Consider the following 24,732-nt stretch of genomic DNA (forward strand, 5'->3'; position numbering starts at 1 on the left):
CATGAAAAAGTTATTTACTATACTTCTTGTCACAGTAGCATTTTCTGTAAATGCCCAAGAAAAAAAAGAAAAACCCAAAACACAAATCGTGGAAGCTTCCTGCGGGCAGTGTCAGTTCGGGATGACCGAAAAGAAAGGCTGTGATTTAGCCGTTCGCATAAACGGAAAACCGTATTTTGTGGAAGGTACTTCTATTGACCAACACGGTGATGCCCATGCGTCCGACGGTTTCTGCAATGCCATTCGCAAAGCGGAAGTTTCCGGTGAAGTGGTCAACAATCGTTTTGTTGCGAGTTCTTTCACCTTACTTGACGAAAAGAAAGACACGAAAAAATAAGCCCCATGACCCAAGAACGCGAAGCCATCAACGCTACATACTTCAGTATTATAGGGAATACCTGTCTGGCCATCAGCAAAGGGCTGGCTGGTTTTTTCGGGAATTCCTATGCTTTGGTTGCCGATGCGATTGAATCTACCGCTGATATTTTTGCTTCTATTCTTGTTTTATTCGGAATAAAGTACGCCAACAAACCTGCGGACGACAACCATCCTTACGGCCACGGAAGAGCGGAACCGCTGATTACGTTTATTGTGGTGGGCTTCCTGATTACTTCGGCTACCATTATCGCCTACGAAAGCATTCAGAATATCGGAACGCCGCACGAACTGCCCAAATCCTGGACGCTGATTGTTTTGGGCATCATCATTCTCTGGAAAGAATTTTCGTTTCAGAAAGTCATGAAAAAAGGCATTGAAACCAACAGTTCTTCCCTGAAAGCGGATGCCTGGCACCACCGAAGCGACGCGATTACTTCGGTTGCTGCTTTTATCGGGATTTCAATCGCCTTGTTTTTTGGCAAAGGCTATGAAGCCGCGGATGATTGGGCGGCCCTTCTGGCTTCGTTTTTCATTCTTTACAATTGCTATAAGATTTTCAGACCGGCACTGGGCGAAATTATGGACGAACACCGCTATGAAGATCTGGTACAGGAAATCCGGACCATTTCCTTAACCGTTGACGGTATTCTCGGCACGGAAAAATGCTTCATCCGAAAGGCAGGAATGAAATACCACGTCGATTTGCACGCCATTGTAGATGCCAACATCACCGTTAAAGAAGGCCACGATCTGGCACACAAATTAAAAGACACTCTGAGAAGCCAACTGATTGAGCTTGGCCACGTTTTAATTCATATTGAACCCAACGAATAAATAATCTTTTGCAGCAACTTCTGGACAATATCGCCAAACACGTATCGCTCACCCCCGTGGAACAGGAGCGCGTACTGGCTTTTACCGAAATCCAAACCTATAAACCCAAAACATTGTTGTTAAAAGAAGGAGAAGTTTGCATCAACTCCTTTTTTGTAACCAAAGGGATTTTGCGCAGCTACAACATCGATGAAAACGGCGTCGAGCACGTCGTGAGTTTTGCCTGCCCCGGCTGGTGGATTGCCGACATGTACAGCTTTTTATCACAGCGTCCCGGCCAGTTGTACATCGAAGTAAATGAAGAAGCCGAAGTAATCCTGCTTTCCAAAGAAAATCGCGACACGTTGTTTGCCGAAGTTCCGAAAATGGAACGCTTTTTCCGCATCCTGATCGAAAATTCGCTGGTAGCCAACCAACAGCGCCTGATTGACAATATGAGCTTCACCGCTGAAGCCCGTTACGACAAGTTCTCCAAAAAATATCCGGATTTAGTCCATTGCCTTCCTCAAAAACAAATCGCATCTTATATTGGTGTAACGCCGGAGTTTTTCAGTAAGATGAAAGCGCGACTGCTTAAAAAATAGTCCCTAAAATGCTGAGGACTTAAAACCTCAGCAACTTAGCACCTTAGCACCTCAGTACCTCAAAAATCATTTCTTAATCTAGGTTAAGGACTTCCACCCCAATCCCACCGTAACTTTGTCCTATCAAAATCAAAGTTATGAACCGAAAAGATTTTATCCGAAAAACACTCTTAGGCACCGGAGCCGTCATTACGGGAAATGCACTGGCTAACAAGAGCGCTGAATCCGAGGAAAAAGCTGTCGGGTTCAATCACATTCAAAACACAAATTCAAAGATTATGGACAATGTTATTTTACATAAAGCCGAAACGCGCGGGAATGCGAATCACGGCTGGCTGCAGAGCTATCACACCTTTAGCTTTGCGAATTATTACAACCCCGAGCGCATGAATTTCGGTGTGCTTCGCGTACTGAACGACGATACGGTGGCGGCCGGAATGGGCTTCGGCAGACATCCGCATCAGAATATGGAAATCATCAGTATTCCGTTGGAAGGCGATTTGGAGCATCAGGACAGCATGGGCAACAAAACTGTAATTAAAAACGGGGACATCCAGGTGATGAGCGCCGGAACCGGAGTACAGCACAGCGAATACAATAAAAACGAAGACAAAGCTGTAAAATTCCTTCAGATTTGGGTGATCCCGAACAAACAAAACGTGGCCCCGCGTTACGACCAGATTACGTTAAATCCGGAAGAACGTCACAACAAATTACAGCAGATTTTGTCACCTAATCCAGACGATGCCGGAGTTTGGATCCATCAGGATGCGTGGTTTCATTTGGGAAAATTCGACAAAGATTTCGCAACTGATTACACCTTTAAAAAACAAGGCAACGGCTTATATGTTTTCGTATTAAACGGTGATATTACCATAAACGGGCAAACCCTGAACCGAAGAGATGGTTTTGGCATCTGGAACACCGACAAGGTTTCGATAAAAGCCGATTCGGAAGCCGAATTGCTACTGATGGAAGTTCCGATGCAAATTCAATAACAATTTATTTCTTAATCTAGGTTAAGTACCTGAACTACAAACCCAACGTAACTTTGTTTCATCAAATTACAACACTTAAAATTTAAAAAAATACAATTATGGCAACAACAAAATGGGCAATTGACCCGACACACTCCACCGTAGGCTTTAAAGTAAAACACATGATGTTTACCAACGTAGCCGGAAAATTCAACAACTACGATGCCAATATCGTAACCGATGGCGATGATTTCACCAAAGCGAACATCGAATTCACGGCCGACATCAACTCGATTGACACCAATAATGCGGACCGCGACAACCACTTAAAAAGCGCTGATTTCTTTGATGCGGAAAACCATCCGAAAATGACGTTCAAAGCTTCTTCGTTTACCAAAGTGGACGACGAAAACTACGAAATAGCAGGAGATTTGTCAATAAAAGGCGTAACCAAGTTCGTAAAACTTCCGGCTGAATTCAGCGGACTGATGACCGATCCTTGGGGAAACACCAAAGCAGGAATCAACATTTCCGGAAAAGTAAACCGCAAAGACTGGGGCTTAAACTGGAACTCGGCCTTGGAAACCGGAGGCGTTTTGGTGGGTGAAGACGTAAAACTGGATATTGAATTACAGTTGGTTAAACAATAAATACCTTTTCATAATAAATAAGTTTTTGGTTGATTTCGAAACCCGTTGCTTTGTACTAAAGCAGCGGGTTTCTCTTTTCCGGCACAAAAGACGATAACTTTCCAGCCCCGATGGAAGCGGCACCTTGTAGAGCGGACAGCGGGAATGACGCCTCCAAAAAAGCCCGGATGTTGGCGCTCCAAAAAAATCACTATTTTTGTTTTTCCAAACTAAACCAAATAAAAATGAAAGCATACGTTTTCCCGGGTCAGGGAGCTCAATTTACCGGAATGGGTAAAGATTTATACGAAAACTCTCCGTTAGCAAAAGAAATGTTTGAAAAAGCCAACGAAATTTTAGGTTTCCGCATTACCGACATCATGTTTGAAGGAACGGCAGAACAATTAAAAGAGACCAAAGTAACACAACCGGCCGTTTTTTTACATTCGGTTATTTTAGCGAAAACACTGGACATTAAACCGGATATGGTCGCGGGTCACTCGTTAGGAGAATTCTCTGCCTTAGTGGCTAATGGAACCTTGTCGTTTGAAGACGGCTTAAAATTAGTGTCCCAACGCGCCATGGCGATGCAAAAAGCCTGCGAAATCACACCTTCTACGATGGCAGCCGTTTTAAATTTAGACGATAAAATCGTGGAAGACATCTGCGCTTCGATTGACGGTGTGGTGGTGGCCGCAAACTACAACTGCCCGGGACAATTGGTAATTTCCGGTGAACTGAAAGCCGTGGAAGAAGCCTGTGAAAAAATGAAAGAAGCCGGAGCAAAACGCGCTTTGATTTTACCCGTGGGCGGTGCATTCCACTCTCCGATGATGGAACCTGCAAGGGAAGAATTAGCGGCTGCGATTGAAGCAACAACCTTCCACACGCCAAGCTGTCCGGTGTATCAGAACGTTACGGCCAGCGCGGTTTCGGATCCTGCGGAAATCAAGAAAAACCTAATTATCCAATTGACCGCTCCGGTAAAATGGACGCAATCCATACAACAAATGATTGCTGACGGTGCGACCAGTTTTACGGAAGTCGGCCCCGGAAAAGTTCTTGTTGGTCTGGTAAACAAAATCAACAAAGACGTGGAAACGATTTCGGCTTAATTTACGACTGATACTTACAGAAACTCCGATGCAAAACGTCGGAGTTTTTTATTTTTAGTAATATCTTTGTTTTAGAAGACTTCACTATGGTTCAAACTACTTTACGGACGGTTAACGTCATGCGTTACATTACCCCTTTACGGGAAGGCGGTTCGTTACCGGCTTTGGCGGAGGCGGATGACGATTTCAAATACGTCTTAAAATTTCGCGGAGCAGGACACGGTGTAAAAGCGTTAATTGCGGAGTTGCTTGGTGGAGAAATTGCCCGTTATTTGGGTTTATCGGTTCCGGAACTAGTTTTTGCCACTTTGGACGAAGCCTTCGGACGTACAGAAGCCGACGAGGAAATTCAGGATTTGCTGAAATTCAGCCAAGGACTGAATTTAGGGCTACATTATTTATCCGGAGCTATCACGTATGATGCCGCCGTGAACGACTGCGAAGCACTGCTCGCTTCCAAAATCGTCTGGCTCGATGCGTTTATCACCAATGTTGACCGTACGTTTCGCAACACCAACCTACTGATCTGGCATAAGGAATTGTGGCTGATTGACCACGGCGCCTCGTTTTATTTTCACCACGCGTGGAACAACTGGGAAGCCAGTGCCGTTACGTCTTTTGCACTGATTAAAGACCATGTTTTACTGCCGAAAGCAACAAAATTAGAGGAAGTGCATCAGGAATTTACCTCCCGACTGAACGAAAAAGTATTGCGGGAAATTGTTGCCCTGATTCCGGAAGACTGGTTGCTTTGGGATGATCACACCCTATCTCCTGAAGCCATCCGAAACGTCTATTTTCAGTTTTTGACGACCCGTTTACAACATGCCGATTTATTCTTAAAACAAGCCCAAGATGCACGAAAGATACTTATATGAATACGCCGTAATCCGGGTGGTCCCGAGAGTGGAGCGCGAAGAATTCCTGAACATCGGGCTGATTCTTTTCTGCAAGCAAAAGAAATACCTTCGCATGAGTTACTCGGTTCCTTCCGGAAAAATCAGAATGCTGTGTCCTGAATTTGATTTGGAGCAGTTAGAGGAAAACATCCGCTCGTTTGACAAAATCTGCTCAGGCAGTAAAGACGGAGGACCGATAGCCGGTTTTGATGTGGCGGAAAGGTTCCGTTGGCTGACGGCGGTGCGCAGTTCCAGCATCCAGATTTCCAGACCGCATCCGGGCTTTAGCACAAATCTCGACCTGACATTCGATAAACTTTACAGCGAGCTGGTTTTGTAAAGTCATCTTCTGGATTTTTTTTCATATTGCCTTGTTTTTTATTAAAAAAATAGTTTAACTTTAGCATTACCTATAAATAATTATTAATTCTTAAAATTTAGAAAATGAAAAAAACACTTTTAGCGTTAGCTTTCGTAGGAGCATTAATGGTTTCTTGCAAAGAAAAAACAGAAGATAAAGTAGACGAAGCTGTAGAAGCTGTAGGCACTGAAATGACTGAAACAGTTGATTCAACTGCTGCTGCTGCCGGTGAAGCTATGGATTCTGCTGCTGCTAAAGTAGAAGATGCTGCTGCTGCAGGTGCTGCTAAAGTAGAAGCTGCTGCTAAAGAAGTAAAAGAAGAGGTTAAAAAATAATCCCGTCTTTTTACAAAACAAAAAGTCCTTACGGTGTAAGGACTTTTTTATTTTACATTATTGCAAATTTCTTATTTTCTGTTCCCATTTCCAGGCACTGGCCAAGGCTTCTTCCAGGGTGGATGCTGCTTTCCAGCCTAAAACCGCATTGGCTTTGTCTGTGTTGGCATAAGCAATGGTGATGTCGCCTTCTCTTCGGCCTACTATTTTATACGGTAATTTCCGGCCGCTTACTTTTTCAAAAGCGGTAATCACTTCCAAAACGGAACTGCCGGTACCGGTACCCACGTTAAAAGTTTCCACTTTTTCCTGATTTTTATGGTCCAGCAGTCTTTGTAAGGCCACCACATGGGCTTTGGCCAAATCCACTACATGAATATAATCGCGGATAGCCGTTCCGTCCGGTGTGGGGTAATCGTTCCCGTAAACCGATAAACTCTCGCGAAGTCCTGCAGCAGTTTGAGTGATAAACGGCACCAAATTTTGCGGCACCCCAATGGGCAATTCGCCTATTTCAGCCGAAGGATGTGCACCAATCGGATTGAAATAACGCAAAAGTATCGCACTAATATTGGTTACTTTGGCCACATCGTTAACGATATCCTCACCAATTTGCTTGGTATTTCCGTATGGGGACAGCGCTTTTTGCAAAGGAGCCGCTTCTGTAATCGGCATTTTTTCGGCCTGACCGTAAACCGTACAGGAAGAACTGAAAATAAAACTTGCTCTAGGTCTTTTCTGCAATTCCTTTAGAATATTCACCAAAGAGGTCACATTATTTTCATAGTACAACAACGGCTTTTCCACACTCTCCCCCACCGCTTTCGATGCTGCAAAGTGAATAACCGCAGCAATATCAGCATGACGTTTGAAAAAATCTTCCACCAGAGCTTTTTCCCGCAAGTCTAATTGTTCAAACACAGGCGCAACTCCGGTAATTTTTGTGATTCCTTCTAAAACATTCAGAGATGAATTGGAAAGATCATCTACAATTACCACTTCAAAACCCTTGTTCTGAAGTTCTACCGCCGTATGTGAGCCTATAAATCCTAAACCTCCTGTAACGAGTACCTTCATGCAGCTAAAATTTACATTAATCCTTAATCCTTATAAAAATAAGCCTTCTTAAAGATTATTTAAAAAATTCAAGCACCGAATCGACAATAAAACCGATTTGTTCGTCGTCTAACTCCGTATGCATCGGCAAGGAAATTACTTCGTTTACCAATTGATTTGTTACCGGGAAATCATCTTCGCGGTAACGGACATCCAAATACGCTTTCTGGCTGTGCAACGGAATCGGGTAATAAATCGCGCACGGCACTCCTTTGTTCTGCAGATGTTCCATCAACGCATTGCGGTCTGCATCTATAATTCGTAAAGTATATTGATGAAAAACGTGATCATCGCCGTTCAAATCGAAAACCGGCGTCACAATATTTTTATGATTTGCAAAAGCCACGTTGTATTTGGCCGCCGCTGCTCTTCTTGCTTTATTGTAATCGTTAAGATGAGGCAGTTTTGCATTTAAAACCGCTGCCTGAACACTGTCCAATCGGGAATTTACGCCCACTACGTCGTGATGGTAACGCACGTACATACCGTGGTTTACAATCCCTCTTAACGTATGCGCCAAAGCATCGTCGTTGGTAAAAATGGCACCACCGTCTCCGTAACAACCTAAATTTTTAGACGGGAAAAACGAAGTTGAAGCTACGTGACCAATCGCCCCTACTTTTTTCTTGCTGCCATCCTTAAAGGTATAATTGGCACCGATGGCCTGCGCGTTGTCTTCAATCACATACAAATCGTGCTCTAAGGCCAATTGCATAATCGCTTCCATATTGGCCGCGCGTCCGAACAAATGCACCGGCACTATGGCTTTGGTGTTTGGGGTGATGGCTTTTTTAATCGCGTCGATGGAAATGTTCATGGTTTCCATATCCACATCCACCAAAACTGGTGTTAACTGCAGTAAAGCGATGACTTCAACGGTTGCGGCAAAGGTAAAATCAGCAGTAATGACTTCGTCTCCGGGTTTTAAACCTAAGCCCATCATGGCAATTTGTAACGCATCGGTACCGTTGGCACACGGAATAACGTGTTTTACATCCAGATAACCTTCCAATGCATTCTGAAACTGATGTACTTGCGGTCCGTTGATATATGTCGTGGTATCTAAAACCTCCTGAATAGAGGCGTTTACAGTATCTTTTATTTTGTCGTATTGACTTTTTAAGTCAACCATTTGTAGTTTTTTCATCTGGAAAATATAATTTGAAACAAGCAAAAATACGAATTAAAGTAGAATGATTTAAGGATAACGAAAAGAAACCGTATTTTAGCGCTACAAAAGAAAAAGTATGTTTTTTTGCTACAATCTATTGGTTCACCTGGCCGGTTTTCTGCTGAAAATTGTGGCGTGGTTCAGTCCGAAAATCAAGCTGTTTGTGGAAGGCCGCAAGTTGGTTTTCGCAACGCTTTCCTCGAAAATTTCCACTTCCGACAAAACAATCTGGTTTCACGCGGCTTCTTTGGGCGAATATGAACAGGGACTTCCGGTAATGGAGAAAATCAAAGAAAAGTTCCCGAATCATAAAATCATTGTGACCTTTTTCTCGCCGTCGGGTTATGAAGTTCGTAAAAACAATACGGTTGCCGATGTTACGGTTTATCTTCCGCTGGATACCAAAAGTAATGCCCGGCAGTTTCTGAAACTGACGCATCCGGAAATGGCGTTTTTCATCAAATACGAATACTGGCCGAATTACCTGAACGAACTGAAAAAGCAAAACATAAAAACCTATCTGATTTCGGGTATTTTCAGAGAAAAGCAATCTTTCTTCAAATGGTACGGCGGGTTTTACCGCAACGCTTTAAAAACCTTCAACTACTTTTTTGTGCAGAATGAAAGCTCTAAAAATTTATTGCAAAGTATAAGATTTACCAAAGTAAAAGTGTCCGGCGATACGCGTTTTGACCGGGTGGTTTCGATTCTGGAGCGCGACAACAAGCTGGATTTCATCGAACAGTTCAAAAACAACACCACCACAATCATCATCGGAAGTTCCTGGCCGAAAGACGAAGAGTTGCTGATTCCGTATATCAATCAGTCGCAAGGGGTAAAATTCATCATCGCGCCTCATAATATTAAAGCAGAACAAATTCAGAATCTTAAAGCACAACTGAAGAAAAAAACGGTTTTGTTTTCCGAAAAAGAAAATCAGAATCTTGCGGAATTTGACGTTTTCCTCATCGACACCATCGGGATTCTGACCAAAATTTACAGTTATGCCGATATTGCGTATGTAGGCGGCGGCTTCGGAAATCCGGGCGTTCACAACCTTTTGGAACCGGCTACGTTTGGTGTGCCGATTGTCATTGGTCCGAATTACTCCCATTTCGCGGAAGCTACGGCATTGGTCAACATCAAAGGTTGTCTTTCCATCAAAAACCAAGACGAACTGAATCAAACTTTCGACTTATTGCTGCAAAACGAAGACGAACGCTATGAAAAAGGACATATTTGTGCTACTTTCGTACAAATGAATAAAGGCGCAACCGCAACAATTATGAACTACATTTGTAACAATCAGGCATAAAACCAAACCTATACTGAAAATCCATATTACAATTCAAATACTTACTCATGAAATTTCTAAGACTTCTTATTATTTTATTCGTTCTGCCAACATTCGCCCAGCAAGGCGGGATGTGGATTCCTTCTTTATTAAAAGGAATGAACGAAACGGAAATGAAAAATTTAGGCATGAAAATCTCTGCGGACGATATTTATTCCGTGAACCATTCCAGTTTAAAAGATGCCGTGCCGCATTTTGACGGAGGCTGTACCGCAGAAGTGATCTCGCCAAAAGGTTTGATTTTAACCAATCACCACTGCGGGTACGACAACATTCAGAGTCATTCTTCTGTGGAACACGACTATCTGACCGACGGTTTCTGGGCTATGAAAATGGAAGACGAATTACCCAACAAAGATTTGTTCGTTACCTTCATCGTCCGCATCGAAGACGTCACCAACAAAGTTTTGGAAGGCGTAGTGAATTTGCCGACCGAAGCCGAAAAACAAAAGAAAATCCAGGACAACATTTCGATGTTGAACAAAACCCTGCCGAAAGAAGCGTATCAGGAAAACAGCATCCGTACGTTTTATGACGGAAACCAGTACATTTTGTTTGTAACGGAAACCTTCCGCGATGTGCGTTTAGTGGGAGCGCCGCCGAGTTCCATCGGGAAATTCGGTTCGGATACCGACAACTGGGTTTGGCCGCGTCATACCGGAGATTTCTCTTTGTTCCGAATTTATGCGGATAAAAACAACCGTCCGGCAGCGTACTCCAAAGACAATGTACCATATACACCCAAGCATTATTTCCCGGTTTCCATCAAAGGCATCCAGGAAAATGATTTCACTATGGTAATGGGGTATCCGGGCAGAACGCAGGAATATTTGCCTTCCTATGCCGTGGAACAGCTTATGAATTCCTTAGATCCGGCCAGAATTGAAGTGCGCGACCGTGCGTTGAAGGTTCAGGACGGCTTTATGCGCAAAGACAATGCGATTAAAATCCAATATGCTTCCAAATATGCTTCGGTAGCGAATTACTGGAAAAAATGGATCGGCGAAGTGAAAGGTCTGAAAAAATCGAATGCGGTGGGCATCAAACAGAAATTTGAAAAAGACTTAACCGACAAAATCAACAAAGCCGGAAAACAGGCAGAATACGGTAACTTACTACTGGAATTCAAAACCAATTACGAAGCTATTGCCCCTTATGCCCTTGCACGGGAATATTTTTCCGAAGTCGTATTGCGAAATACCGAAATTTTAAGTTTCGCGTACCGTTTATACCAGTTGGAACAAGTATACAACACCAAAGGGGAGCAGGCTTTCAACGACAGAAAGGTAAATTTGGTTGCCGGTTTTGAAGCGTTGTACAAAGATTTCAATGCCAATGTAGACGAAAAAGTATTCGAACAACTGATTGACCTGTACGCGAATAAATCGCCGAAACAGTTTTTACCGGCTACTCTGAACAACATCAATGCCACACAAATGGCTGAGGATGTTTTCAAAAACTCAAAATTAACCAGCTACAACGGACTGAAAGAGTTGCTGAACGGCGACGCTAAAACGGTTCTGGAAAAACTAAATCAGGACAAGGCTTTTGCCTTAGTAAAATCAATTGCCGATGCCTACAACAATAACGTGGCACCGAAATACGACGAGTTAAACTTAAAAAACATTGCTTTACAACGCACGTACATGAAAGCGATTATGGAGCTGAGCCCGAAATCGGCGCGCATTTTCCCGGATGCCAACAGCACACTTCGCGTTACTTACGGAAAAGTGAAAGGCTACCAGCCAAGCGATGCGGTTTCATACGCTCCGATAACTTATCTGAACGGCGTGATGGAGAAATACGTTCCAGGCGATTACGAATTTGATGTCCCACAGAGGCTAATCGACTTGTACAATGCCAAAGATTATGGTCAGTACGCCGATAAAAACGGAAAAATGCCGGTAGCGTTCATCGCGACCAACCATACCACGGGAGGAAACTCGGGAAGTCCGGCCTTAGACGCCAACGGAAATTTAATCGGCTTGAATTTCGACCGGGTTTGGGAAGGTACCATGAGCGATATTCATTACGACCCAGTCATTTGCCGTAATATTATGGTCGATATCCGCTATGTTTTGTTTGTGATTGACAAATATGCAGGCGCAAAACATTTGATTGAGGAAATGAAGCTGGTAAAACCTGCTGCGAAAGCCACAAAAAAGAGCAAAAAATAACCCTTTAATTATCAGTTGTTTAAACTTTTGAAAGTCAGAAAAGCCAGCAAAACAAACACTTGTTCATGACGTCGAAAAAAAAAATCGATTCAGAACAAAAAAATAATTGGGTAAATATTATTACATATCAAAAAATTTATATCTTTGCTCCGAATTAATAATTAACCTTTATAATTTAGTAAGATGAAAAAAGTTGTTTTAAGCTTAGCATTAGTTGCTACTATGGCAGTTGTTTCTTGTAAAGAAAACAAAGCTGAAGAAGCTGTAACTGAAACTACAGAAGCTGTTGAGGCTACTGCTGCAGAAGCTACTGAGGTAGTTGATTCTGCTGCTGCTACTGTTGATTCTGCTGCTGCTGCTGTTGCTCCAGCTACTGAAGAAGCTAAAAAGTAATTATAAATTACTCTTAGAAAAAATAGTCCCGATCAGATCGGGACTTTTTTTTATTTATACATTTCTGATATTTCTTTCCGTAAGTGGTTGCGGCTTACTGTTGTCGCAACGTCCGGGACCGCATCCCAGTCTTCTCGGTCCGCAGGACACGGCAAAGCCTGCCAGTATCACTGTAACAATTATTCTTTTCATGATTTTCTTATTTAATTTCTGAAAACTGCATCGCTTTCAGCTGTTCCAAATATTCCCGCTGATTGGACAAACGCGGAATTTTATGCTGTCCGCCCAATTTGTCCTGCTCTTTCAGCCAATCGTAGAACAAATTTTCCCTGGCCACATTCATCACCAAAGGGTTTAACGTCATATTGTTGTATCGTTTAGCCTCGTAATCCGAATTTAGGGATTGCAGCGTTTCATCCAACGTTCTTCTGAATTCCTCATTATTTCCAGGCATTTTGCGAAACTCAATCATCCATTCGTGCGCTCCTTTTTCTTTTCCTTCCATAAAAATCGGCGCTACGGTATAATCAATCACTTCTGCACCGGTAAGTTTACAGGCTTGGGCAATAGCCGAATCGGTGTTTTCCACCATCAGCTCTTCGCCAAACACATTGATATGATGCTTGGTTCTTCCGGTAACGCGAACGCGGTAAGGATTCAAAGAAGTAAAACGAACGGTGTCCCCAATCAGATAGCGCCACAAACCGGAATTGGTAGTGATTATTACAGCGTAATTTTTACCCAACTCCACTTCCGCCAGTCGGATTACGCGTTGGTTTAAAGTTCCGAAAGTATCCATCGGAATGAATTCGTAGAAAATCCCGTAATCCAGCATCAACAGCAAATCACTCGAATTGTTCAGGTCCTGAATGGCGAAAAATCCTTCCGAAGCATTGTAAATCTCATAGTATTTAAAATCGGCTTTCGGCAACAGTTTTTTGTATTGTTCGCGGTACGGTTCAAAAGCGACTCCTCCGTGAAAATACACTTCGAGATTCGGCCAGATTTCCAGGAGGTTTTCTTTTCCGGTTTCTTCCAGCATTTTATTCAGCAATACCAACATCCAGGAAGGCACACCGGCAAAACTGGTTACATTTTCATTTTTGGTTTCACTGATAATCGCCTGGAGTTTGGTTTCCCATTCGCTCATCAACGATACTTTATTGCTGGGTGTACTGCTGAACTCGGCCCAAAAAGGCATGTTTCCGATCAGAATTGCCGATAAATCCCCGAAGAACGTATTGTTATCCTCATACAACTGCTTGCTGCCGCCCAGACGAAGGCTTTTTCCGGTAAACAACTGTGATTCTTCATTGTTATTCAAATACAGGCAAAGCAAATCTTTACTCGCTTTGTAATGGCAGTCTTCCAGCGCTTCGTTACTTACCGGAATGAATTTACTTTTTGCATTGGTGGTTCCGCTGGATTTGGCAAACCATTTTATCGGTGTGCTCCAGAAAACGTTCTGTTCGCCTCTTCGGGTAAGTTCAATCATGGGTTCCAGTTCTTCATAAGTAGACACCGGAACACGCTCAGAAAAGGTCTTATAACTCCGGATGGAAGAAAACTCATGCTTCTTCCCCACCACCGTATGTTCTGCAGTTCGCAAAAGACTGAACAACAATTCTTCCTGTACCTCATTCGGGTATTTCAGAAACAACTCCATCTGATGGATGCGTTTCTTCAGGATCCAGGAAGCAATCGAATTTATAATGGTTAACGGCATTTTCGCAAGTATGAATTATGAATTGTAAAATAGGAATTATACCTTTACAATGTTACCAAAAATAGCAAAAATCACTTTTAATTCCTAACACAAATGACGTACGAAGGTGTCTTAACCAAAATGGAAACCGAATTCGCCGACCCAATTCAGTATTATCTGGTTTTTGAAAACAGTTTTTTAAACCTCAACCAGCTTTTAAACAAGGAACTCGAAATTACGTTTCAGGGCTATCAGTGTTTGAACTGCGGCAAAAAGAAGAAGATTTTCCGCCAGGGATTTTGTTACGATTGCTTTATGAGCAGCGCAGCCGCCGGCGACTGGATCATGAGACCCGAATTAAGCACTGCTCATTTAGACATCGAAGACCGTGATTTGGAATACGAAAAAAAAGTACAATTACAACCACATATCGTTTATCTGGCCTTATCCAGCGAAGTAAAAGTGGGTGTTACCCGAAAAACCCAGGTCCCAACCCGATGGATTGACCAGGGCGCCATTCAGGCCGTTCCGATTGTGGAAGTACCGAACCGCTATCTGGCCGGAATTACGGAAGTCGCCTTAAAAAACCATTTTGCCGACAAAACCAACTGGCAAAAGATGCTGAAAAACGAAATCCCAAATGTCGATTTACTAAGCGAACGCAACCGTTTACAAAATTTACTCCCGGAAGAAGTACAGCCGTATTTTGCCGCCAATCCTGACAAAACATACGACTTGCATTATCCGGTTTTACAATATCCTAAAAAAGTAAGCAGCCTGAATCTGGACAAAACCCCGAATTTCAACGGAAGACTGACGGGTGTAAAAGGACAATACCTCATCTTTGAAGACGGTACGGTTTTTAACGTCCGTACGTTTGAAGGCTACGTGGTCAAAATAAATTTATCATAAAAAAAGCCCCTTTTTGGGGCTTTTTAATTTATGGTGTTTGCTGCTGTTTCGGCTCTTCTTTTTTCTTCTTACCAAACAAATCTTTAATAGCGTTGGTAGCAGTGTTTTTAATTTCGTCTTTCACCTTAGGAGGAGCCGCTGTTTTTGTGGAGTCAGTGGTTGTTCCCTGGTCATTTGTGCTCGGTTTTGTACCGCCGCCAAACAAGTTTCCTAGAGCAGACGTTCCCTGATTCAGCAATTTATCTTTTTGATATTGGATTAACTGCGTGGTTACATTCGTTACTGCCTGTTTCATATCGGTTGCTACTTTAGGGCTTTTGAAACTTCCGGTCATCGTGGCGTTTACCGGAACATTATCCAGTTTTCCCTGTTCGGCCGGTGTTAATTTGGCCAACAATTTTGTTACTTCCGGACCAAGATATTTTGCCGGAACATCGAATTTTAAATTATAATTCATGGATTGATCAAAACCGTGCGTTCCGCCAACCGTTACTTTGATGTCCTGGTATTTTAAATCGATTGGTTTTAAATTTACGCGGCCGTTTTCAAATGACAAAGCGGCTTTTACATCGTTCAGGTTGAGTTTACTCACATCCAAAAATTTCACATTAGAAGTCAACGACGACAACATTTGCGAGTTTTGCGTATTGACTTTTGTGGTAAGCAATTGCCCTAACAAATCTCCGGAGATGGTTTTTAAATCCGGGGTCATTTCCATGGCATCCAGATTTCCGGAAAGGTTGATTGTTGAGTTCAGCTTTCCTTCAATCACCCCGGCAATCGGCGCAATGGATTTCAACATGTCCAGTTGCGTAAACGATTTGGCAATGTCCACTTTATCCAGCCCTAAATTCATTTTAAACGTAGGCACTTTTCCTTTAGTAGACACCACACCGTCCAGCCCGATTCTTCCGTCGAAAATACTGGTTTTGATGTTCTGCAACGTTACCGCCTGATCGCGGATAATCATTTTCCCGGAAACATCTTTTAACGTAAGATTGTCATACACTACGGTATTAGCCTTCGCGGTTACTGCACAGTCCAGGAAAGCCGGAATTTTAACCGCTTCTTTTTTAGCCGTTCCTTCTTTAGTAGTAGTCGTGCTTGGTTCCATAAAATCCGACACTAAGAACTGGTTGGAACTCATGTCGAAATTTGCTTTCAGGATCTGATCTTTAAAGACAAATCCGTAGAAATTATCGAGTGTTCCGGTAGCATGGATATCGGATTTACCGGTTTTCATATCCAACTGATTCAAACGGATCTGGTTCGGATTAAAGGCAACCACGGCCTGTGAAATCTGCACCGGTTTGGCCATTTCAGGTCCGGAATAATTAAAGCCGGTTAACGACATCGTACCCGAATTCTGAATGTTCTGATACTGACTGGTTTCCACCGATTTCATGTCGAATTTGGTCATCACATCTGCTTTTAAAATACCGGAAAGCGGTTTGTCCAGTTTTACCGGATAGGCTTTGGTTACGTTGGCCAGATTGATGATCCCTTTCAGTTCGGCATTCACCAAAGCGTTTTCGGCGATGTTACGGATATTCGCTTTGGCATTGAACACGTCCTGATCGATGCGGAATGACAATTTATCCAAATTCACATAAGTATCATTCACCAGCCCGGTTTCGTTGATGATCTTGGTGTCAATTACAATATTCTGTACCGATTTTGGCAAGTCCGGATATTGGAAAGAAGCGTTGTTCGAAGCAATTTCCACGTTGAATTTCGGAATGGAGGTATCGGTCAGTTCGCCTTTTACCGTTCCGTCTACTTTAAATTCTCCGGTGGTTTTAACCTCTTTTAAGTTACCGGCATACGCTTCCGGAATCAATCCTAAGAAGTTTTTAAAATCGGAGGTTGGGGTTTTAAATTTCAGATCGTACACCTGTCCCTTTTCCACCATCTGAATGAATCCGGTAAACTCCAACGGCAACTGGTTGATTAACGCCTTGTTGTCTTTGAATTCGTATTTCTGGTTTTTCAGGTCGATTCCCAAAACCGCATCCAGATTCAGCGCCACATTTTTCATGTAGTTCATTTTGTCCATATCGAACGACAATTTCGCCGAGGTTTTGGTATTCAAATCCAGTTTTTCGGCTGCAAAATTCCCGCTGCCTTCATGGTTCAGGTTATCGATAACCATTTTGATTTTGGACTTCTCATCGATATAACGGAAACGAAGATTTTCCACCGAATACTGCTGAATGTTCATGGCAAACGGTTTGCTTTCGGAGGCTTCTTCCGGTTGGTCGTCTTTCAGGGCAATGTCAAAATTTCCGATGCCGTCTTTATTGAAAATGATGTTCACCAATCCGTCTTTTGAAGAAAACCCTTCAATGTTCATCGGCTCACCTTCCCCTTTAAAAAGTTCTTTGACCGACATTTTCAAATTGACTTCCCCGGCGTACAATAAGGTATCGCCTTCAAAAGGAGCTTTGTTGATAATACTCAGTTTGTCGATGGTAACACTGGCATTCGGAAAGTTTTTGAACAAACTAACTCCAACATCTTCAAAAGCGACTTTAGCATCGACATTTTCATTGATGGTTTTGGCGACTAATTCTTTGATTTTGTCTTTAAACAAAAAAGGCGCGGCTGCTAATACTATGACAATCAGCAACAACGAAATTCCCGTTATTTTTAAAATTTTCTTCAACATGGATGGACTATTTATCTTACGAATTTACTACAAAAATTAAACCAACTTACTTAACAAAACGCAAATAAGTTGGTTTACAGTAAAAATAATATGTTAAATCTTATCGAATGTTCAGCGCATAAGGCATAATCACCTGATTTCCGCGACGTTGGTTTACCGTACGAATCTGCTCCAACACCTGATAATTTTCTTCTCCGATTTGTTCCTTGATAAGCGTTTCTTTGGTTTGGAACATGGAAATCCCTCCGAAATTGCGCAATAAATCTTCAAAAGTTTTTTCGTATTCCGGATAATTTTTCACGCGGTATTCTTTCACTTTTGCCAGAGTTGCCGCGTGCTTGATTGCCGCATCCATCCCGCCGATTTTATCCACCAAACCTAATTTCAGGGCGTCATTTCCGGTCCAGACTCTTCCCTGCGCTACAGAATCTACTTGGGCAATCGTCATTTTTCTGCCGTCCGCTACGCGTTTTAAGAAAACGGAATAAATGTGCTCGATGCTTTCCGTTACGTATCCTTTGAAGTTTTCATCAATCGGTTCGAAAACACTATAGCCGGAAGCGTTTTTATGGGTTCTGACCTGCTCGGCGTTGATTCCGATTTTGGTCGCCAGCGGATTGAAATTCGGCAAAGCCCCGAAAACTCCGATGGAACCGGTAATCGTATTCGGTTCGGCAAAAATGGTATTGGCATTACACGAAATGTAATAGCCGCCCGAAGCCGCCACATTTCCCATGGAAACCACCACCGGTTTTACTTTTTTGGTCAGTTCGATTTCTCTCCAGATTAATTCCGATGTTAAGGCGCTTCCTCCCGGTGAATCTACGCGCAACACCACAGCTTTTACATTTTCGTCGTTACGGGCTGCTTCCAGGGCGCGTCGCATCGATCCTTCCCCGATATAATCCACATCGCCTTCTCCGGATTTGATTTCTCCTTGCGCATATACTACCGCAATCTTCGTTTTCTCCGACAGGTTTTTGCCTTCTTTGGCTACATTTCGGGCATAATCGAGAATGCTTACTTTGTTGTATTTTTCATCCTTTTCCACACCTAACGCTTTGCGGATGCCGTTGTGGTATTCGTCTTCGTAGGCAATTTTGTCAATCAGGTGTTTTTGTTGAGCCAGTTCCGGAGTTCTGGCACCCAGCGAATTTGCGATGGCGTTTAAACTGTCTGTCGAAATCTTACGGCTTTTGGCTATATCGGACACCACGGAACTCCAGATGGAATTCAATAAAACTGTCATCTGCTCGCGATTGGCCGGACTCATCTGGTTTTCAAGGAACGGCTCTACGGCACTTTTGTATTTTCCGTGACGGATAACCTCCATTTTCACGCCGGATTTCTCCTGAAAATCTTTGAAGAACAGAATTTCTGCCGAAAGACCCTTGAAATCCAATTCCCCAACCGGATTCAGGTAAATCGTATCGGCTACGGAATTCAGATAATATTCTTTCTGGGAAAACGCATTAGCATAAGCTACCACAAATTTTCCCGTTTGTCGGAATTCGTCCAGTTTACGACGGATGGCTTTGCTTTGCGCCAATCCCAGCGCGGATTCGTTGTTCAGGATGGAGATTCCTTTAATTTTGTCGTCGGTTTTCGCGGCTTCAATGGCGTTCAGCACATCGGAAACCCCGTCGTTTTTGGTTTCAAAATAGTCAAAATCGGTAAATTTGAACTGACCGCCGTAATCCTGCGTCACTTCTTTCAAATCCAATTCTATTACGGATTTGTCTTTCACCCGAACCTTATCGCCGTCGCCGCCAAAAAGCACTCCGATGATCAGAAATCCGAAGAAAAACAAAAAACAAAAAACAAAAAGTCCGACAATTGTAGCTAAAACATTTCCTAAAAATTTCATGATACTTTGCATTTCCTTATAAGTAGCAAAACTGTTAAAATTGTTACAGTTACCATTTCCTAAATATCACTTCAGAACTTATTAACATTGGTTCAAATTTCCTTTATTTCTAAAATTCTTTTAGTTACTTTGCCGGCATGTACAGTCAGCATCAGGTCGTTTTATCGTTGGGCAGCAATCAGGGCAATCGGTTAGAAAACATCCGGTCTGCTATTGCTTTGATTCACAAAACCATAGGCACGGTCATCAACGTTTCCCGGCTTTACGAAACGCCTTCCTGGGGCTTTGAAAGCGATGCCTTTTACAATTGCGCGCTGTTGCTGCACACCCGAAAGCCGGCTAAAAAAGTGCTGGAAGAAATCCTGCAGGTTGAAAAAACGCTCGGCCGCATCCGAAACGAGCAGTCAGGCTATCAGGCAAGGATTATTGATATCGATATCATTGCGTTCGACGAAGAAATCGAAGAGACAGACATCCTCCACATTCCGCACCCGCAGATGGAAAAACGGCTGTTCGTTTTATTGCCCTTACAGGATTTACAGCTCAACTGGACACATCCGAAGTCGGGTAAATCTGTTGCTGAGTTAATCCGCCTGACGGAAGACAAAAGCGATTGCAAAGTAATAGGCAACATCGAAAATCCTTTGGAGCAATTCAAATTGGAGCACTACAACTACATTGCCATTGAAGGGAATATCGGCGCCGGAAAAACTACGTTATCCACCAAAATTTCGGAAGATTTTAATGCCAAACTGGTGTTGGAACGTTTTGCGGACAATCCGTTTTTGCCGAAGTTTTACAAGGATCAGAACCGCTATGCTTTTCCTTTGGAAATGTCGTTTCTGGCGGATCGCTACCAGCAATTATCCGACGATTTGGCACAGTTTGATTTGTTTAAAGATTTTATCGTGGCGGATTACCACATTTTCAAGTCGCTGATTTTCGCCAAAGTAACACTCGCCGAAGACGAATACCGTTTGTATAAAACCCTGTTCGACATCATTTACAAAGAGATGCCGAAACCCGATTTATACGTTTATCTGTACCAGAATACGGAACGTTTGTTAAGTCAGATCAAACAGCGCGGGCGTACGTATGAACAGGAAATTCCGGCTGAATATCTGGAAAAAATCAATCAGGGTTATCTGGATTACATCAAAACCCAGACGGATCTGAACGTTTTAATCATTGATGTTTCGGAAATGGATTTCGTTAACCGGCAGGAAGATTATCTGACCATTCTGAACCGGATAAACGCTAAAATTTAATTGTTTTTTAAATCTGTACTGTTCGAATCCGATTTTATAACACCGCTATTTTCTGAAACAAATCCCAGACTACAATTCCGGCACTTACCGAAATGTTTAAGGAGTGTTTGGTGCCCAGCTGCGGAATTTCAATCACGCCGTCGCACAGGTGAATAGCTTCCTGCGCCACTCCTTTCACTTCGTTTCCGAAAACCAAAGCGTATTTCTGATGGGCAACCACCTGAAAATCATTCAGCATGATGGAATGTTCCACTTGTTCCACGGCATAAACCGCTACGTTATCGGCTTTAAGTTGTTCAATTACCGCTAAAACATCTTTGGCATATTCCCAAACAACGGTTTCCGTGGCGCCTAAGGCGGTTTTGTGAATTTCCTTGTTGGGAGGTGTGGCTGTGATTCCGCACAAATAGATTTTCTCGATTAAAAAGGCATCAGAGGTTCTGAAAACCGACCCGATGTTGTGCAGGCTGCGGATGTCGTCTAAAATAATGATAATGGGCGTTTTTTCCGCCTTTTTAAATTCGTCTATATTTTTGCGCTCCAGTTCGCTGTTGGCCAGTTTTCTCATAACAGTGCATTAAAAAAGCCTCCAAAAGTAAACATTTCAGAGGCTTTTCCAGTATTTTGAATTAAAAATTAACTTTTTACTTCCTGAGGTTGGGCCGGATCCACTTTTGCCGGAGCCGCTTTCACTTCTCCTTTAATAGTAAGTACTTTTGGTGTTTCGGATGCATTTGTGGTTAGTGTTACCTGTTTGCTGAAATTTCCTACACGGTGTGTATCGTATTTCACCCCAATAACCGCTTTTGCCCCGGGTGCAATAGGCTCTTTAGGGAAAGTAGGCACCGTACAGCCACAAGAACCTACCGCGTTCATGATGATTAACGGTTTGTTCCCGTTGTTGGTAAGCACAAATTCTCTTTTTCCGTCTGCATCCTGTTCGATAGTACCGTAGTCGATTGTTTCGCTTTCAAAAACCATCCCTACACCATCCACTTTCGGAAGTTCGGTTTTTTTGGTTTTTTTAGTTTTTTTGGTTTTTTTGGCTGCTTTAACCTCTGTTACGGTTTTAGACGCAATCTCCTGAGCCTCAACTACTGCCGTATTCAAAACAAATAAGGCACTTAATAGTAATATTTTTTTCATAATCTGCCGTATTTAAACGTTTAGAAAAACAAATCTATTAAAAAAAAGGTTGTTTCCAATTAAGAAATCAAATTTTAATTATTTTTTAAGAGAAGCTAAAACCCAATACAGTCTTCGTGTATATTTGCAAATAAACCGATTAAGCATGTCAGCAAAAGAAAAAGCGCCGAAAGAAACCCCGTTAATGAAGCAGTACAACGAGATTAAAAACAAGTATCCCGATGCCTGTTTACTGTTTCGCGTAGGTGATTTTTACGAAACTTTCGGGGACGATGCAGTACGTGCGTCTGGAATTTTAGGGATTACCTTAACCAAACGCGGTGCCGGTTCGGATTCTGAAACGGCTTTGGCCGGCTTTCCGCACCATTCTTTAAACACCTATTTGCCCAAATTGGTAAAAGCAGGATTACGTGTGGCGATTTGCGATCAGCTGGAAGATCCGAAAATGACCAAAACCATCGTCAAGCGCGGGGTAACCGAATTGGTCACTCCCGGCGTTGCGCTAAATGATGAAGTACTGCATTCCAAATCGAACAACTTCCTGGCTTCGGTACATTTCGGTAAAAAAAACATCGGTATTTCGTTTTTGGATGTTTCCACGGGAGAATTTTTAACGGCTCAGGGAAACAGCGAGTACATCGACAAATTGCTGCAGAACTTTAACCCGAGCGAAGTTTTGGTTCAGAAGCATTTTAAAAATCAGTTTAAAGAGCATTTCGGAGAAGATTTCCATTCGTTTTATTTAGAAGACTGGATTTACAAAGAAGATTACGCTTTCGAAAGCCTGACCAACCATTTCCAGACGAATTCCCTGAAAGGTTTCGGGATTGAGGAATTGCAGGAAGGCATTATTGCTTCCGGAGCTATTTTGTATTATTTATCCGAAACGCAACACAATAAAATACAGCACATTACCAACATTCACCGCATAGCCGAAGACGCCTACGTCTGGATGGATAAGTTTACGATTCGCAATTTAGAACTTTACCATAGCTATAATCCTAATGCTGTAACCTTATTGGATGTGATAGACCGCACACTTTCCCCTATGGGCGGACGATTGTTAAAACGCTGGCTGGCCTTACCGCTGAAAGACACCAAAAAAATTCAGGGCCGACATGAAGTGGTGGAGTATTTAAAAGCCAATCCGGAAGTGCTGCAAACCATGCAATTTCAGATCAAGCAGATTTCCGATTTAGAGCGTCTGATTTCGAAAATTGCCACCGGAAAAGTCAGCCCGAGAGAAATTGTCTACCTGTGTAATTCGTTAGATGCAGTAATTCCGATGAAAGCTGCCGCCTTAGGGAGTTCCAACGAAGCCCTGAAAACCATCGGCGACAGTTTGCATTCCTGCGATTTGTTGCGCGAGAAAATCAAGACAACCTTAAATCCGGATGCGCCGGTGGCTATCAACAAAGGAAATGCGATTGCCAAAGGCGTGCATCCCGAACTGGACGAACTGAGAAGCATCGCCTATTCCGGAAAAGAATACCTGGAGGCTTTGGAAATCCGCGAAAGCGAAAAAACCGGCATTCCTTCCTTAAAAGTGTCGTTCAACAATGTGTTCGGCTATTATATCGAAGTCCGAAACACGCACAAAGACAAAGTTCCGGCGGAATGGATCCGCAAGCAAACCTTAGTGAATGCCGAGCGTTACATTACCGAAGAACTCAAAGAATACGAAACCAAAATTTTAGGCGCCGAGGAGAAAATACACAAGCTGGAATCCGAATTGTTTGAAGAATTGGTGCTTTGGATTGCCTTATACATCAAACCGGTTCAATTGAATGCGAATCTGGTAGCCCAACTGGACTGCCTGTGTTCCTTTACGCAATTGGCTATTGAGAACAATTACATCAAACCGGAAATTGACGACAGTTTCGATTTGGATATTAAAAACGGCCGCCATCCTGTAATCGAGAAACAATTACCCATCGGTGTTCCGTATATTGCCAACGATGTTTATCTGGACAATGTAAGCCAGCAGATTATCATGATTACCGGACCGAATATGTCGGGTAAATCGGCGATTTTACGTCAGACGGCCTTGATTGTTTTACTGGCGCAGATGGGCAGTTTTGTACCGGCAGAAAGCGTCCGTATGGGCATCGTCGACAAAATTTTCACGCGTGTGGGCGCCAGCGATAACATTTCGATGGGCGAATCGACGTTTATGGTGGAGATGAACGAAACGGCTTCCATCCTGAACAACATCTCCGACAGAAGCTTGGTGCTTCTGGATGAAATCGGCCGCGGAACCTCCACGTACGACGGCATTTCCATCGCCTGGTCGATTGCGGAATACCTGCACGAACATCCGAACAAACCCAAAACGCTTTTTGCCACGCATTACCACGAGCTGAACGAGATGGAAACAACTTTTGAGCGCATCCAGAATTTCAACGTTTCCGTAAAAGAGCTGAAAGACAATGTGTTGTTCATCCGCAAACTGGTGAAAGGCGGCAGTGCGCACAGTTTTGGTATTCATGTGGCTAAAATGGCCGGAATGCCGCAAACCGTAATTTCAAAAGCACAAAAAATCCTGAAAAAACTGGAAAAAGACCATTCGAGCGAAGCCATGACAGGCATCAAACCGGACAAAGAGGAAATGCAGCTCAGTTTTTTCAATCTCGACGATCCGCTTTTGGAAGAAATCAAGGAAGAAATCGTGAATTTAGACATCAACACGCTTACGCCGGTAGAAGCGCTGATGAAACTCAATGAAATCAAGCGTATGCTGGGCAAAAAATAAGCGCTCTTAAAAGTAAGGCTGTCAAATAATTATAAAAAAGTTTCTTTTTTTTCATTTGAAACCCTTGCAAAATTAAATTTATGTGTTACAT

At 42.8% G+C, this 24,732-nt stretch carries 23 protein-coding genes; 15 read left to right on the forward strand and 8 right to left on the reverse strand.

Features of this window, described 5'->3' with window-relative positions; all coding sequences use genetic code 11:
- Nucleotide 1 precedes the first annotated feature (1 nt).
- The 9 genes from G498_RS0101980 (at nt 2) to G498_RS0102020 (ending at nt 6,112) form a co-directional block, all read left to right on the forward strand.
- Entirely contained in the window at nt 2-337 is a 336-nt protein-coding gene (locus G498_RS0101980; RefSeq protein ID WP_026979600.1) for a DUF6370 family protein, read from the forward strand.
- A gap of 5 nt (nt 338-342) precedes the next feature.
- The gene (locus tag G498_RS0101985; protein ID WP_026979601.1) at nt 343-1,212 is read left to right on the forward strand and encodes a cation diffusion facilitator family transporter; all 870 of its coding nucleotides are present in this window, start codon (nt 343-345) and stop codon (nt 1,210-1,212) included.
- 8 nt (nt 1,213-1,220) lie between these two features.
- Nucleotides 1,221-1,796, forward strand: a complete 576-nt coding sequence (locus G498_RS0101990) for a Crp/Fnr family transcriptional regulator (protein WP_026979602.1) — start codon at nt 1,221-1,223, stop codon at nt 1,794-1,796.
- Nucleotides 1,797-2,074: 278 nt separating this feature from the next.
- Nucleotides 2,075-2,794, forward strand: coding sequence for a pirin family protein (locus G498_RS0101995; RefSeq protein WP_205619174.1), 720 nt, complete (start codon nt 2,075-2,077; stop codon nt 2,792-2,794).
- A 98-nt stretch (nt 2,795-2,892) separates the two neighbouring features.
- Complete coding sequence (locus tag G498_RS0102000; protein ID WP_026979604.1) at nt 2,893-3,423, forward strand: YceI family protein; 531 nt, start codon at nt 2,893-2,895, stop codon at nt 3,421-3,423.
- Between the two features lie 224 nt (nt 3,424-3,647).
- Entirely contained in the window at nt 3,648-4,517 is an 870-nt protein-coding gene (gene fabD / locus G498_RS0102005; RefSeq protein WP_026979605.1) for an ACP S-malonyltransferase, read from the forward strand.
- A gap of 86 nt (nt 4,518-4,603) precedes the next feature.
- Nucleotides 4,604-5,395 (forward strand): HipA family kinase, encoded by a 792-nt coding sequence (locus tag G498_RS0102010; RefSeq protein ID WP_026979606.1) that lies wholly within the window; start codon nt 4,604-4,606, stop codon nt 5,393-5,395.
- Entirely contained in the window at nt 5,373-5,756 is a 384-nt protein-coding gene (locus tag G498_RS0102015) for a DUF3037 domain-containing protein (protein WP_026979607.1), read from the forward strand. Before G498_RS0102010 ends, G498_RS0102015 begins: the two co-directional genes overlap by 23 nt.
- A gap of 104 nt (nt 5,757-5,860) precedes the next feature.
- Nucleotides 5,861-6,112: a hypothetical protein gene (locus G498_RS0102020; RefSeq protein ID WP_026979608.1), complete on the forward strand. Its 252-nt coding sequence runs from the start codon at nt 5,861-5,863 to the stop codon at nt 6,110-6,112.
- A gap of 57 nt (nt 6,113-6,169) precedes the next feature.
- On the opposite strand, the gene galE is transcribed toward G498_RS0102020, so the two are convergent.
- Together galE and G498_RS0102030 are read right to left on the reverse strand one after the other, a co-directional pair.
- The gene (gene galE / locus G498_RS0102025) at nt 6,170-7,189 is read right to left on the reverse strand and encodes a UDP-glucose 4-epimerase GalE (RefSeq protein ID WP_026979609.1); all 1,020 of its coding nucleotides are present in this window, start codon (nt 7,187-7,189) and stop codon (nt 6,170-6,172) included.
- A 55-nt stretch (nt 7,190-7,244) separates the two neighbouring features.
- Nucleotides 7,245-8,375 carry a DegT/DnrJ/EryC1/StrS family aminotransferase gene (locus G498_RS0102030; RefSeq protein WP_026979610.1) on the reverse strand — a complete coding sequence of 377 codons (1,131 nt, stop codon included), beginning with the start codon at nt 8,373-8,375 and terminating at the stop codon, nt 7,245-7,247.
- Between the two features lie 100 nt (nt 8,376-8,475).
- Between G498_RS0102030 and G498_RS0102035 the strand changes: the two genes are divergently transcribed.
- From G498_RS0102035 to G498_RS0102050, 3 genes are all read left to right on the forward strand, one after another.
- Nucleotides 8,476-9,714: a 3-deoxy-D-manno-octulosonic acid transferase gene (locus G498_RS0102035; protein ID WP_026979611.1), complete on the forward strand. Its 1,239-nt coding sequence runs from the start codon at nt 8,476-8,478 to the stop codon at nt 9,712-9,714.
- 47 nt (nt 9,715-9,761) lie between these two features.
- Nucleotides 9,762-11,930: a S46 family peptidase gene (locus G498_RS0102040; protein ID WP_026979612.1), complete on the forward strand. Its 2,169-nt coding sequence runs from the start codon at nt 9,762-9,764 to the stop codon at nt 11,928-11,930.
- Between the two features lie 183 nt (nt 11,931-12,113).
- Nucleotides 12,114-12,323: a hypothetical protein gene (locus G498_RS0102050; RefSeq protein WP_026979613.1), complete on the forward strand. Its 210-nt coding sequence runs from the start codon at nt 12,114-12,116 to the stop codon at nt 12,321-12,323.
- Nucleotides 12,324-12,377: 54 nt separating this feature from the next.
- On the opposite strand, the gene G498_RS15815 is transcribed toward G498_RS0102050, so the two are convergent.
- On the reverse strand, nt 12,378-12,515 hold the full coding sequence (locus G498_RS15815) for a hypothetical protein (protein WP_161625326.1): 138 nt from the start codon (nt 12,513-12,515) through the stop codon (nt 12,378-12,380).
- Nucleotides 12,516-12,522: 7 nt separating this feature from the next.
- Nucleotides 12,523-14,049: a GH3 auxin-responsive promoter family protein gene (locus tag G498_RS0102055; RefSeq protein ID WP_026979614.1), complete on the reverse strand. Its 1,527-nt coding sequence runs from the start codon at nt 14,047-14,049 to the stop codon at nt 12,523-12,525.
- Nucleotides 14,050-14,142: 93 nt separating this feature from the next.
- Between G498_RS0102055 and G498_RS0102060 the strand changes: the two genes are divergently transcribed.
- Nucleotides 14,143-14,940, forward strand: a complete 798-nt coding sequence (locus G498_RS0102060) for a DUF2797 domain-containing protein (RefSeq protein ID WP_026979615.1) — start codon at nt 14,143-14,145, stop codon at nt 14,938-14,940.
- A 28-nt stretch (nt 14,941-14,968) separates the two neighbouring features.
- On the opposite strand, the gene G498_RS0102065 is transcribed toward G498_RS0102060, so the two are convergent.
- Both G498_RS0102065 and sppA read right to left on the reverse strand, forming a co-directional pair.
- Nucleotides 14,969-17,608, reverse strand: coding sequence for an AsmA-like C-terminal region-containing protein (locus G498_RS0102065; RefSeq protein WP_026979616.1), 2,640 nt, complete (start codon nt 17,606-17,608; stop codon nt 14,969-14,971).
- Nucleotides 17,609-17,708: 100 nt separating this feature from the next.
- On the reverse strand, nt 17,709-19,475 hold the full coding sequence (gene sppA / locus G498_RS0102070; protein ID WP_026979617.1) for a signal peptide peptidase SppA: 1,767 nt from the start codon (nt 19,473-19,475) through the stop codon (nt 17,709-17,711).
- A gap of 137 nt (nt 19,476-19,612) precedes the next feature.
- Between sppA and folK the strand changes: the two genes are divergently transcribed.
- Nucleotides 19,613-20,743, forward strand: coding sequence for a 2-amino-4-hydroxy-6-hydroxymethyldihydropteridine diphosphokinase (gene folK / locus G498_RS0102075; protein WP_026979618.1), 1,131 nt, complete (start codon nt 19,613-19,615; stop codon nt 20,741-20,743).
- Between the two features lie 34 nt (nt 20,744-20,777).
- On the opposite strand, the gene G498_RS0102080 is transcribed toward folK, so the two are convergent.
- Nucleotides 20,778-21,311 (reverse strand): RNA methyltransferase, encoded by a 534-nt coding sequence (locus G498_RS0102080; RefSeq protein WP_026979619.1) that lies wholly within the window; start codon nt 21,309-21,311, stop codon nt 20,778-20,780.
- Nucleotides 21,312-21,379: 68 nt separating this feature from the next.
- The gene (locus G498_RS14560) at nt 21,380-21,889 is read right to left on the reverse strand and encodes a DUF1573 domain-containing protein (RefSeq protein WP_051269626.1); all 510 of its coding nucleotides are present in this window, start codon (nt 21,887-21,889) and stop codon (nt 21,380-21,382) included.
- 145 nt (nt 21,890-22,034) lie between these two features.
- On the opposite strand from G498_RS14560, the gene mutS reads away from it, so the two are divergent.
- The gene (gene mutS, locus G498_RS0102090) at nt 22,035-24,641 is read left to right on the forward strand and encodes a DNA mismatch repair protein MutS (protein ID WP_026979620.1); all 2,607 of its coding nucleotides are present in this window, start codon (nt 22,035-22,037) and stop codon (nt 24,639-24,641) included.
- The last annotated feature ends 91 nt before the right edge of the window (nt 24,642-24,732 follow it).

It is taken from the genome of Flavobacterium suncheonense GH29-5 = DSM 17707 (assembly GCF_000430025.1).
GTDB classification, from domain to species: Bacteria; Bacteroidota; Bacteroidia; order Flavobacteriales; family Flavobacteriaceae; genus Flavobacterium; species Flavobacterium suncheonense.

Bases quoted from the DNA above. Each gene is read 5' to 3' on its own strand.
- G498_RS0101980 (WP_026979600.1), top strand. From the start codon at position 2: ATGAAAAAGTTATTTACTATACTTCTTGTCACAGTAGCATTTTCTGTA.
- G498_RS0101985 (WP_026979601.1), top strand. From the start codon at position 343: ATGACCCAAGAACGCGAAGCCATCAACGCTACATACTTCAGTATTATA.
- G498_RS0101995 (WP_205619174.1), top strand. From the start codon at position 2,075: ATGGACAATGTTATTTTACATAAAGCCGAAACGCGCGGGAATGCGAAT.
- G498_RS0102000 (WP_026979604.1), top strand. From the start codon at position 2,893: ATGGCAACAACAAAATGGGCAATTGACCCGACACACTCCACCGTAGGC.
- fabD (WP_026979605.1), top strand. From the start codon at position 3,648: ATGAAAGCATACGTTTTCCCGGGTCAGGGAGCTCAATTTACCGGAATG.
- G498_RS0102010 (WP_026979606.1), top strand. From the start codon at position 4,604: ATGGTTCAAACTACTTTACGGACGGTTAACGTCATGCGTTACATTACC.
- G498_RS0102015 (WP_026979607.1), top strand. From the start codon at position 5,373: ATGCACGAAAGATACTTATATGAATACGCCGTAATCCGGGTGGTCCCG.
- G498_RS0102020 (WP_026979608.1), top strand. From the start codon at position 5,861: ATGAAAAAAACACTTTTAGCGTTAGCTTTCGTAGGAGCATTAATGGTT.
- galE (WP_026979609.1), bottom strand. From the start codon at position 7,189: ATGAAGGTACTCGTTACAGGAGGTTTAGGATTTATAGGCTCACATACG.
- G498_RS0102030 (WP_026979610.1), bottom strand. From the start codon at position 8,375: ATGAAAAAACTACAAATGGTTGACTTAAAAAGTCAATACGACAAAATA.
- G498_RS0102035 (WP_026979611.1), top strand. From the start codon at position 8,476: ATGTTTTTTTGCTACAATCTATTGGTTCACCTGGCCGGTTTTCTGCTG.
- G498_RS0102040 (WP_026979612.1), top strand. From the start codon at position 9,762: ATGAAATTTCTAAGACTTCTTATTATTTTATTCGTTCTGCCAACATTC.
- G498_RS0102050 (WP_026979613.1), top strand. From the start codon at position 12,114: ATGAAAAAAGTTGTTTTAAGCTTAGCATTAGTTGCTACTATGGCAGTT.
- G498_RS15815 (WP_161625326.1), bottom strand. From the start codon at position 12,515: ATGAAAAGAATAATTGTTACAGTGATACTGGCAGGCTTTGCCGTGTCC.
- G498_RS0102055 (WP_026979614.1), bottom strand. From the start codon at position 14,049: ATGCCGTTAACCATTATAAATTCGATTGCTTCCTGGATCCTGAAGAAA.
- G498_RS0102060 (WP_026979615.1), top strand. From the start codon at position 14,143: ATGACGTACGAAGGTGTCTTAACCAAAATGGAAACCGAATTCGCCGAC.
- G498_RS0102065 (WP_026979616.1), bottom strand. From the start codon at position 17,608: ATGTTGAAGAAAATTTTAAAAATAACGGGAATTTCGTTGTTGCTGATT.
- sppA (WP_026979617.1), bottom strand. From the start codon at position 19,475: ATGAAATTTTTAGGAAATGTTTTAGCTACAATTGTCGGACTTTTTGTT.
- folK (WP_026979618.1), top strand. From the start codon at position 19,613: ATGTACAGTCAGCATCAGGTCGTTTTATCGTTGGGCAGCAATCAGGGC.
- G498_RS0102080 (WP_026979619.1), bottom strand. From the start codon at position 21,311: ATGAGAAAACTGGCCAACAGCGAACTGGAGCGCAAAAATATAGACGAA.
- G498_RS14560 (WP_051269626.1), bottom strand. From the start codon at position 21,889: ATGAAAAAAATATTACTATTAAGTGCCTTATTTGTTTTGAATACGGCA.
- mutS (WP_026979620.1), top strand. From the start codon at position 22,035: ATGTCAGCAAAAGAAAAAGCGCCGAAAGAAACCCCGTTAATGAAGCAG.